The following is a 10937-nucleotide window of genomic DNA, read 5'->3' as shown; positions in this document are numbered from 1 at the left end:
GTGGTCATGGCGAATTTGGAAAATCTTCTCGCAGTTTTAAGTAGACCAATTTCGATTACTGCCAAAAAGAATAAGACTGCGGTGAAGATTGATTACAAAGTTATCGCGGATTTGCCTGAAAGTTAGGGCTAATTCACCAGCCACTAAGTAGGTGGCACGCATTTGTTGTTGCCGCGTCAATATCTAAAAAGCACCGGTCAGATCCTGCTTACGCGGGAATCTGACCGGTGCTTTTTTTGTCGTAATCGTGCGTAGCTGTTAAAAGATAAAAAGACATCGTTAACGCAAATCGCTTTTCAAATTAATACTAATGTTTATTTTAATATAGATATTATTTATCGTTCGAAGGTCATCTTTTTCTTTACCACTATTAATAAGCACGCTAAAATAAGTTCATCAGCAATAAAGCAGCGGCGGTGACGCGCCATAGAATGAGGTGATGCTTATGGCAATGCCAAATCTAGGAAAGGCGCGTTAATGGGATGTCTCACAAGGACATTTTGAGCTTATTATTCGCGGGCGGAACTTTTCTACTCGCGTTACTCACTTTTGTGGTTCTCCTAATCGACAAGATCGATTAGGATACAAAAACACCCGCCAAAGCCATGCAGAGCTTTAGACAGGCGGGTATACTGCTTGATTAACTAGTTTTGCGTCACCGCTACGGCGGATTGCTGAGAAAGGGCTTCGGTGTTCGCGCACCGAGTCCTTTTATATTGTCATTGTGACATCGCTAAACAGTGCTGTCAACGTCGTCCCGCAAACAAAATCTGTGTCCCCTTTGCAAGGAACTTTGCGAATTGGAGACTAGCCCGGACGAAAAACTGATTGTACGAATTTATCATAATAGTAGTTGATTTGTTGCTAATTATGACTATTTTCTATCCTAGCCGCTTCTGAATATCCGCCACGCTCAAAATGACATCATCCGCCGCGTGCTGATCCAATGAGTAGCCAGTTGGCTTCACCGCCCAGGTCTCGATGCCGGCACCCGTTGCGGCTGCAATCCCGGTTGGGCTGTCTTCAATGGCCACAGCGTTTGGCGCAGCAACCTGCAGCCGATCGAGTGCGGTCAGGTAAATCATTGGGTCGGGCTTGTTGGCCGTGATGTCCTCACCACTGATGACTTCATTGAACAGGTTCGTGAAGCCGGTGGAATCGAGGAACATTTTGAGATACGGCATTGGGCCGGCAGACGCCAGTGCCACGTGAAAATCATGGTCCTGGAGCCAGTTCAACGTGCTGGTGACACCAGGCTTCACGATATCCTTGAAGTCCACGGGCACCGAGTACAGCTTGTCCATGAAAGCCTGCCGCTGCTTCTCACGCTCGTCTGGGTCATCGAAGAGGAGTTCCCAGCCGGCAGCTTCGGGCAAGCCAGCGGTCTCAGCCAAGGTGAAGTGTTGCGGCTTTGCTCCGGTTTCTGCAAAAGTTTCCTGCTTCACCTTGAAGAACCAGCTCTCGCTGTCAATGAGCACGCCGTCCATGTCGAAAATTACTGCTTGTTTGTTCATACTTGACCTCCACGTCTTGACTACACACGCGCCGCAAATGATGGCGCGCGTTTTTACTTACTTTATTAAACAAGTATCGCAGGGAAATGTAAACCTTACTGATAATGGCAAGCAAAAAGCCTTCGGAATTCTGAACTGATTTCCGAAGGCTTTCATAAAGAGGATATGCTCACTTGCCCAACAATTCCTTGTGCGACCCAGTCCGAATAAGTTCCAGTATGAGCTCAGACTGATTAATCCGATAGATGAGTAACCAATCGTTGTTAAAACTGGCATTAATGTGCAACTCGCGGTGGCCACGCCACTCACTGTTACCTGCTAATTGGTGATCCGCATATTGGGTTTTTAGTTCTTCCTGGTGCGTCCCTGATGCTAGTAATTCCACCACATGCTTTAGTGTATTCATCGGGTAGTGTTTTTCGTCAACCGCTTCACATCTCGCCTGAAGTAGGGCATCGGCACCAGCCTATACATCTAAATCTTTCCACATTTCGTCGGTAGACTCATACATTTTGTAGTCCTCCGGATGCTCGGCTTCGCGCAGGGCTTGCAAGGTTTCCGCTGGTAAACTGCTCGGCTGAAACGGTAATCCCCGTTCCTTCACCATTCGTGTAATGAACATCGTGACTGCAGTACTAAGATCCATTCCCATGTCTTTAGCCACATCTTGACCGGCTAATTTTAATTCTCGATCGATTCGAATACTTAAGCGCGTTTCCTTCTTTTTCGTATCCACGTTCATCACCTCTTACGCTTATTCTATCACGACTGGCACCCATTGGGTACCGTGCGGATAGCATTCATCATTAGCGACTTTTGCCGCCACACGCGGAATAATAGAACACAAAAACGGCCCCGCCCAGAACCCCTCACAGGATTCCGGCCGAAGCCGTTTTGCATTAGCACAACTGCGCGTTCAGCTTATTCAAACACAAACTGGTTATGGTACAGTTCCGCGTAGAAGCCGCCCGCAGCGACGAGTTCGTCGTGCGTGCCTTCTTCAATCACCTGACCGTCCTTCAGCACGACAATCTTGTCGGCGTTCAGGATGGTCTTCAGGCGGTGCGCGATGACAAAGGAGGTGCGACCCGCGATGGCCGCTTCCATTGCCCACTGAATCTGCTGCTCAGTGACAGTATCAACGTTACTCGTCGCTTCGTCCAGAATCAGAATTTTGGGATCCGTCAGAATCGTGCGCGCAATCGAAATCTGCTGTTTCTGACCAACGGAGAAGACGGAGTTGTTGTCATCCACGTGCGTCTCGTACTTGTCTGGCAAGGACTCGATGAACTCGTGAATGTGGGTCGTCTTGGCGACGGTGATGATCTCATCCATTGTCGCGTCCGGTTTCCCGAAGGCGATGTTCTCCGCAATCGTGCCGTCGAACAGTACGGATTCCTGGAGCACGATGCCGACCTTCTCGCGCAGCTTATCAAGATCAAACTCGCGCAGGTCGATGCCGTCGTACTTGATGGCACCATTATCAACGTCATAGAAGCGGTTCATCAGGTTCATGACGGTCGTCTTCCCAGAACCGGTTGGCCCCACGAGCGCGACCATCTGGCCAGGCTTCACATCAATCGAGACGTCTTTCAGAATCTGCTTACCTGGCAGGTAGCCAAAGTCGACGTGCTCAATCTGAATCCCCTCACCGATTTCGGTGAAGTCCTTCCCGGCTTCTGGCCGCACTTCTTCCGGCTCGTCGAACATCACGTTCAGCCGCGTTGCCCCAGTGACAGCCAGCTGCAGCTGCCCGAAGGAGCTACTAATCTGCATAATGGGGTTGTAGTACTGCTGAGCGTACTGAATGAAGGTGACCACGAGTCCGAGAGCGGCGGCAGTGCTGAGCGAGGAATCGTTCAGCGCGATGCGCGTCCCCAGGAAGATTACGAGCGCGGTCGTGATCAGTGAGAAACCGTTCATCAGCGGGAAGATCATCCCCGACCACGCCTGGGAGGCAAAAGTCGACTTTTGCACCTTATCGTTGTGTTCAACGAACCCGGCGATGGTTTCTTCCTGTTGACCTTCAACGATGATGGCCTTCTGCCCGGAAATCTTCTCGTCCATGTAGGCGTTCAGAATTCCGACTTCAGCCTGCTGGCGGTCGGTGGACCGCTTGGCCTGGATGACGATGATAATCGCGCAGAGTACGGCGACTGGGGTCGTGGACACGGTGACCCAAGCCAGCGACACGTCCTCGCGGAAAATCATGATGACAATTCCGACGAAGAGTGCGATGTTGGTCGTCACGTTCACGGCCGCCTGGTTCAGCGTGTTCTGAATGTTATCCAGGTCGGAGGTGAAGCGGGCGAGGATGTCCCCGTCTTCGTGGCGGTCAAAGTAGGCAATCGTCATGCGTTCGAGCTTGCCGAACAGCCCCTTACGCATGCGGTTGGTGGAGTGCGCCACGATGCGGGTGAACAGCAAGGTGTAAATCAGCTGTGCAACCCCGGTCATGACGTAGAAAGAGAAGAGCTTCCACATGCTGGCAAAGAAGTTCGCCTTGCTTGCGGGCGCGGAAACCGCCACCTGGTGCAGGCTGTGGATGGTCGTCCCCTTAGGCAGTGCGGAGGCAATGCTGGCTGGCACATTGGCGTTAGTCAACGCGCGCCAGTGATCCGGCATCGCGGCCATCTTCTGCATGGCAGCAATGCTGCTGCCCTTTGGCAGGTGCGCCGTAACCTGCGCCGGTACGTTGGCGTCAGTCAGCGTAGTCCAAGACACGTGCTGACCGGTCGCCTGCGACAACTGGGCCGCAATTTTTTGCAGCGCGTCTTGCGCCTGCACACCGCCATCGGCAATCTTCTTGAGCGCCTTGATGGCATCGCCGGCGTGCTGGTGGGTGAAGTAGTCCCCGACATAGGTGGATAGGTGCGTAATCGCATCCCCCATCACGACGGGTGCCTTCACCTGCAAGTAGGTGGCGATAAAAATGAAGACCGCAATCACCAGAAACTGCAACTTGTACTTCTTGAAGTAGAGGTAGAAAAACTTCAGTGCACGTCCTGTATCGCTCATTCTTACGCCTCCTTTGCTTTCTGAGTGTTGTAAATCTGCTGGTAAACTGGCGATGATTCAACCAGTTCCTTGTGCGTGCCCTGCGCCACCAAGCGGCCCTCGTCCAAGACAAGAATCGTGTCAGCGTGGACCACAGAAGAAATCTTCTGGGCGATGATGAAGGTCGTTGTGTCCTTCAGTTCGCGGTTGAAGGCTTCTTGCACCAGCTTTTCGGAGCGGGCATCCAGCGCAGAGGTCGAGTCGTCCAGAATCAGAATTTTGGGCTGCTTGATCACACCGCGAGTGATGCTCATCCGCTGTTTCTGACCACCAGAGAAGTTGTTTCCGCGCTCTTCAACGGGCGCACCGTAACGTTCTGGCAGGCGGTCGATAAACTCAGCGGCCTGGGCAATCTGGGCGGCGCGGTCCATATCCTGGTCCGTGGCGTCCGCCTTCCCCTGCTTGAGGTTGCCCGCAATCGTGCCGGAGAACAGAATCGCCTTTTGCAGGACGATGGAGACGGTGTCCTTAAGCGTCTGCTTGGAGACCGTGCGCAGGTCCTTGCCGCCGACGCGGACGGTTCCTTCGCTGGGGTCATAAAGTCGCGGAATCAGCTGGGCGAGCGTCGACTTCCCGGCACCCGTTGCTCCGACAACCCCAACCTGCTGGCCAGGGGCAATGGTGAAGCTGATGTTGTGGAGCGTTGGCTGCGCGTCGTTCGGGTAGGCGAAGGACACGTCGTCGAACTCAATGGAACCGTCAAGATCTTCTGCCTCATCCGTCGCGTAGGTCATTGAAGTCTCAGTGTTCAGGACCTCCTGAATTCGGCCCATAGACACGAACCCGCGGGAAGCGAACATGGACATCATCCCACCCATGATGATGGCAAACATAATCTGCATCATGTACTGGATGAAGGACATAATGCCCCCGAGCTGGTCAGACGCCACGGACGCGGACTGCGTCACGAAGGTGGAGACCAGGAAGATGGCCACAAAAATCGCCAGCTGGGAGATGATGGTGAAGGCTGGAATCATCGTCGAGAAGGTGTAACCCACGGCGAGGTTGTGGCCGTTGAGTTCGTCAGACGCCTTGTCGAACTTGGCAATCTGGCTGTCTTCTTGCACGAAGGACTTCACCACCCGCGCCCCACGCAGGTTGTCCTTGGCAATCCCGTTGATCTTGTCGAGCAAGGATTGGAACGCCGCAAAATGCGGGCCCATCCGCCCCATCGAAATCCCAGTCACGGCCACGATGAGCACGACCATCACCACGATAATCCACCAAAGCTTCGGCATCGTGATGATGGACAGGATGAACGCGCCAACAAAGAGCAGCGGCACCCGAATCAGCACCTGGAAGGTCATCATCAGGAGCATCTGAATCTGGTTAATATCGTTAGTCATCCGCACAACCAAGTTGTCAGAGTTGAATTTTTCAACGTCCGCGTAGGAGAAGGCCTGGATTTTGCGGAAAGTCTGTTCACGCAGGTCGGCCGAGACCGTCTGGGCGATCTTGGCGGCGGCGAGCGTGTTCAGAATCGAACCAATCAGCCCGACGACGGCAACAGCGATGAGGCCGAGACCGTAGGAGCTGACTTTGTCGATCTTGTCACTGGTGGACAGCGACATGTTCGCCATCACCTTGAGAATGCTTTTCATGTAGCTCGGCTGCCAGAGCGCGGCACCGACCTGCAAGAGCATCGTCAGCACGGCGGCGATTACCAGCGCCTTGTGCCGACCGATTGCTTTGAATACCATAGATAATTTCCTCCATGTTTCTGTAGCTGCGGAGAAAAGCGTTTAGGTCCCGGTACACAAGTGATCACCGGCGGAAATCCCGTACTTAGGATTTCTGGCGGTGATGGCTTGCGTGCAAGGGACCTGCTTTTCGGAGCGCGATTGAGGCAGGCTGCGATTGGCAGCGGGAGGTCCCGGTACACAAGGGACCTGCTGCCAATCGCGCGACTCCGCAGTAACCTCCGCGCACCTTGCACGCGGTGGTCACTGCGTTCGCTTACCGATTGCCTCCACACAACACAATGGTGGGCAGAGGCACGTGCCCCTACCCATATTGTTATTTTCATAGCGGTCTTGGATTATACGCTAATTTTTTGTTAATAACAATGTGTTTTCTGAAAATTTTGACTGGTGAGTCATTATTGTCCGCTCCTGAATGAATTTGACACAAAAAAATGGGCGATTCATCCTCTGAATCGCCCATTACTTCTATTAATCCATCTCGTCATCAAAATAATCTTCGTCAATGCTGAAAAGTTCATACGTCTGCTTTGCTTGAACACCGACTTTGTACTTCAACATAAGGTTCGTTAGCTCCACCCCGTTGATGAGGACAATTGAAAACTGCTTGGCATCAGCGACTGCCGCGGGGGAGAAATCAGATGTCGTAATGAATACACCGCGGTCAGCGTGAACCCGTGAGAGCGCACCGTAAAATTCATCAATTGCCGGCCGCTGCACATTATTATCTGCCTGGTATCTCTTGGCCTGCAAATACACCGTACGCGTTCCAAGCGGATCTTGGTTAATAATGCCATCAATACCGCCGTCGTGTGAACTAGGCGTAACAGAAGCCTTGCCTTCCCTGCCCTGATAACCCATCTTGCTCAACAAGTTAACAACGAGGTTCTCAAAGAATGCCGGTTCTGCACCTCGGATTCGTGCAAGCAGTTCATCTGCAACATCGGCATTGTACTGGTGAATTTTGGTATTGATCTCGCTGCTCAACTGGCTGGCGTTGGGAATAAGTGGATTGTCTTCATCATCCACAGGTGCCTCAGTATCAACGGATTTGCCCTTACGCTCATCACGTTCGCGAACGTAGCTCTTGTACAATGGCTCATCATGGGTTTGGCGCCAGTTCAAATCAACGCCATACTGGTCAAGCATTTCTGTACCACGTTTGGTAATCGCATAAACTCCCCGCTTGGGTCGAACCAAGAGGCCACAAATACTTAAATCGGATAGCTCCCAGCCAACACGCCCTTCAGCAACGTTAGCATCGGGCTTACCAGGAATTGACATTTCACGCAATTTTGGTGGCAAGTTGATGGATTCAAGAACCTTGGTTACTAGTTCACGCCGTTTCCAGACATCTTTCGTCTTTGCCACTGCCAAAATGGGTGCCATCATGCCATCCCAAGACGGAATGCCAAACTTCCCCAACTTTAGTTCTTGATAGTCCATACCTGCTCCCCCTCGTCATGATTTATGTTAATTGTAATCATTAACTATCGGCGTCACAAGCAGTTCGATAGTGAACTTGATTAACTGAGTTCTTTCACGCTAGATTTTCAAATACCCGGTAAGAATTATCGCTTTCATTCAAGAACGTCACCTAATTGAGTATGACTATCGAGTTGTTATATGATTGGTGACCAAAATCCTGACGCTTGGGAAAAGCGTAAGCTTTCAAAACACACCGAACTTATCACTAAGGGCACTACACCGAAGGACAAATCTGGGAAAGGGCCAGTTAATTTCGTAAAAGTTGAAAGTATCGTCGGTGAACGAATTGTCAGTCCCTCCAAAATATCTATGGATGAGCACAATGGATATTTGCATCGATCAATTCTTCAAAAAGACGACATACTGTTTTCAATTGCTGGAACCCTGGGTAGAACCACTGTGGTTGATGAGGAACTGCTTCCTGCAAATACAAATCAAGCTCTCGCGATAATCAGAGGTTATGACTTAGACAAGGAATTTTTAATGACTAGTCTCTCCGGTTTTGTTGTCAAAGAATTTATCAGACGGAATCCAACAATCGGTGCACAACCGAATATCTCTTTAGCGCAGGTGGGAAGCCTGGAGATACAAGCACCAGGAATATCTGAGCAGAAGCGGATTGGCGAATTTTTCACGCATTTAAACAACACTATCGCTCTTCATCAACGTAAGTCGTCCCCTTCATTCTTAAAGTTGCATCTTTGTTCTTCAATTTGGTTAAGACCTCCGTAAAATATCAAAGATGACCAAAAATTCATCAAAAATATCTAGGAGGATTCCCCATGCAAACACCAGCATCACCAGACAGCAAGTTTCACGAATATTTTCACGACTGGTTTCACCTTTATAAATCAGGAGCAGTACGTGAAGTTACCTTGCGCAAATACCAGATCAATCACAAGCGCCTAGTTGGACTGGCGCCGACACTTACGCTCAGTCACATCGACAGGAAAACCTACCAGTCACTACTCAACGAATACGCCCTCACGCACGAACGCCAAACAACTATGGATTTCCATCACCAACTGAAGGCATGTATCATGGACGCCCTCGCTGAAGGACTGATTCCGCGAGATCCAACCCGTAAAGCGGTCGTCAAAGGCAAGGCACCTACCAAAAAGAAGCCAAAATTCTTGAGTCAGTTCGAATTGCATGCCGTACTCAACGATTTGAATCTCGAGGAGACGCCGAACTGGGACTGGCTAATTTTGCTCATTGCCAAGACCGGACTGCGCTTCGCCGAAGGACTCGCACTGACGCCTAAAGACTTCGACTTTAATCATCAAACCATTTCAATATCGAAGACCTGGAATTACAAAGAAGCTCACGGACACTTTCAACCAACCAAAAATAAATCGTCCAAACGCAATGTGCAGATTGACTGGCAATTGACCATGCAATTCTCCCAACTAGTGAAAGGACTGCCTGAAAACGAGCCAATCTTCGTGCACGGACGTGTCTTTAACTCCACAGTGAATCTCGCACTGTCTAGGCACTGCAAGGCTGTAAACACACCGGTGATTACAATTCACGGATTACGGCACACGCATGCCTCGCTGCTGTTGTTCGCCGGCGTCTCGATTGCCAGTGTTGCCCGTCGACTTGGACATTCGAACATGACCACCACACAGCAAACTTACCTACACATCATCCAGGAGTTGGAAAACCAAGATAACGACAAAGTTATGCGGTATCTCTCAGGGTTGAACTAGACTATTACCCATGTAGAAGAAAAATTGTAAAAAAAGCCACGATGCCGGTTAATACCGAAATCGTGGCAATACATAGCTAGCTGTTTTCATGAAGCCGCAGACTGATGCAAAAGTACGGTTGATGATGAAGAGCGATAATGTTCTCCACATTTCTAAACATCATCTCAACTTGCTCAAGCTCAGAAGTTTTACTGGGCACAAAAATTGTAGTCTTTTTTAGTTCACTTGCTCTTATTAATGGCTGTCCAGTGCCAAATGACAAGCGTTTTAAGTCGATGTGATTTAGCAATGCCTCAAGAAAAATTAAATGGTCGCTCTTCAAATAAACAGTGTTGTCAGTAATTTTTGCCTTTCCTGAGTATCTGTACAGTCTTCCGGCGTTGGCACCAACACGTGCGGTCAAAACGAAGTTGCCCTCATGATCGTACTCCGAGTCGTAGCCAATGATGGTCGTTGAACCCAGAACTGGATACGGAAAGCGAGCAGAGTAATCGTGCAGAGTGAAGCTACCACGACCGGTACCGCTATCTTTTAATATATTCCCCAACTTACGCTTTTTCCAAGCGTCAGTGCAATTTTTCGGAAAAAAGCTCAGCGTGGAAAACGTTTTTCAAAAATCTAAACGAACATTTTCTGAAGATAGGCCTTCTTCAATTCTTTAAGCTCACCTAGCTTACGCTGATGAAGAGCGATAGTTTCGTCTAAACTTTGAAAAAAAGCTGCGACTTGAACTTGCTCTTTTTCGTTGTGAGGTATTTGCAACTTAATTTCAAAGAAATCTTTTGGTGCTATATTCAGAAGTCCATGATTTCGAGCTCCTTCTGCAGCACGAATACCAACTTGTTCATACCAGCATGTTGAATCAAAATACGTCGCAAGAAAGTTTGTATTAACGTTCTTAGGTTCGAACACAATATAAAGGGTAGACAGTACACCTTTGTCATACTTGTCCAAGCGCTTGATTGCTCCCAATGGGTAATCTTTTGAATAACTCTTGTTGTATGCGAATTCTCCTATTTTCACCAGGTAGTATCCGCTTACGTCCTTGCTTGCAACTTGTTTCTTGAAGTAGTCGTTTTGATCCACCAAACCATCCTGAGCGGAGATTGTAAGTGGAAGGGTCGATTCTAACGATGTGTTTTTACGAGTAACTCGCTTTGCAATTTCTCCCAACTGACGCTTTTCCCAAGCGTCAGTGAAACCGGAGAAACGCAGCTCAGGTTCGGCATCACCATTTTGAGGGAATAGCTTCTGCAGATAACCCTTTTTTAGTTTCAGCAAAAGGTCGTGCTTACGCTGATGAAGAGCGATAGTCGCATCCAAATTGGACAGAGTGTCTGTGATTTTCTTTTGTTCAGTAAGAGACGGGATTTCAATTGCTAATTTCTTCCCTGGTTTAAAATCGAAGTGCAACACCTGATAAAGCAGACCAATTTGCACAAAAAGGTCATGAAGACCTATTCTTG

The 10937-nt window shown here is 49.5% G+C and carries 9 protein-coding genes and 2 pseudogenes; 3 read left to right on the top strand and 8 right to left on the bottom strand.

Going from position 1 to position 10937, the window contains the following annotated elements; all coding sequences use genetic code 11:
- The first annotated feature begins 482 nt into the window (after window positions 1–482).
- Complete coding sequence (locus EKM97_RS12245) at window positions 483–581, top strand: putative holin-like toxin (protein ID WP_125572462.1); 99 nt, start codon at window positions 483–485, stop codon at window positions 579–581.
- 300 nt (window positions 582–881) lie between these two features.
- Here the strand turns inward: EKM97_RS12245 and EKM97_RS11020 are convergent, their stop codons facing one another.
- The 6 genes and pseudogenes from EKM97_RS11020 to EKM97_RS10995 all read right to left on the bottom strand — a co-directional run bounded on the left by EKM97_RS11020 (window position 882) and on the right by EKM97_RS10995 (window position 7717).
- Window positions 882–1514 carry an HAD family hydrolase gene (locus EKM97_RS11020; RefSeq protein WP_125572461.1) on the bottom strand — a complete coding sequence of 211 codons (633 nt, stop codon included), beginning with the start codon at window positions 1512–1514 and terminating at the stop codon, window positions 882–884.
- Window positions 1515–1683: 169 nt separating this feature from the next.
- A pseudogene (locus EKM97_RS11015) lies at window positions 1684–1988 on the bottom strand (type II toxin-antitoxin system YafQ family toxin).
- Complete coding sequence (locus tag EKM97_RS11010) at window positions 1981–2250, bottom strand: type II toxin-antitoxin system RelB/DinJ family antitoxin (protein ID WP_125572459.1); 270 nt, start codon at window positions 2248–2250, stop codon at window positions 1981–1983. Before EKM97_RS11010 ends, EKM97_RS11015 begins: the two are co-directional and overlap by 8 nt.
- A gap of 185 nt (window positions 2251–2435) precedes the next feature.
- Window positions 2436–4019 (bottom strand): annotated as a pseudogene (locus EKM97_RS11005) (ABC transporter ATP-binding protein); the annotation flags it as partial.
- A 515-nt stretch (window positions 4020–4534) separates the two neighbouring features.
- Window positions 4535–6271 (bottom strand): ABC transporter ATP-binding protein, encoded by a 1737-nt coding sequence (locus tag EKM97_RS11000; protein WP_125572457.1) that lies wholly within the window; start codon window positions 6269–6271, stop codon window positions 4535–4537.
- A gap of 471 nt (window positions 6272–6742) precedes the next feature.
- A complete protein-coding gene (locus EKM97_RS10995) occupies window positions 6743–7717 on the bottom strand; it encodes a restriction endonuclease (RefSeq protein WP_125572456.1) in 975 nt (324 codons plus the stop codon).
- Window positions 7718–7897: 180 nt separating this feature from the next.
- On the opposite strand from EKM97_RS10995, the gene EKM97_RS10990 reads away from it, so the two are divergent.
- Entirely contained in the window at window positions 7898–8491 is a 594-nt protein-coding gene (locus EKM97_RS10990; RefSeq protein ID WP_125572455.1) for a restriction endonuclease subunit S, read from the top strand.
- Between the two features lie 50 nt (window positions 8492–8541).
- Entirely contained in the window at window positions 8542–9471 is a 930-nt protein-coding gene (locus EKM97_RS10985; protein ID WP_125572454.1) for a site-specific integrase, read from the top strand.
- A gap of 76 nt (window positions 9472–9547) precedes the next feature.
- On the opposite strand, the gene EKM97_RS10980 is transcribed toward EKM97_RS10985, so the two are convergent.
- Both EKM97_RS10980 and EKM97_RS10975 read right to left on the bottom strand, forming a co-directional pair.
- A complete protein-coding gene (locus EKM97_RS10980) occupies window positions 9548–10018 on the bottom strand; it encodes a restriction endonuclease subunit S (RefSeq protein ID WP_164507537.1) in 471 nt (156 codons plus the stop codon).
- A gap of 71 nt (window positions 10019–10089) precedes the next feature.
- A partial coding sequence (locus EKM97_RS10975; protein ID WP_225419282.1) for a restriction endonuclease subunit S occupies window positions 10090–10937 on the bottom strand: 848 nt, incomplete at its 5' end.

Source organism: Lacticaseibacillus songhuajiangensis (assembly GCF_003946025.1).
Taxonomy (GTDB): Bacteria; Bacillota; Bacilli; order Lactobacillales; family Lactobacillaceae; genus Lacticaseibacillus; species Lacticaseibacillus songhuajiangensis.
This window is presented reverse-complemented; position numbering and strand designations above follow the sequence as displayed.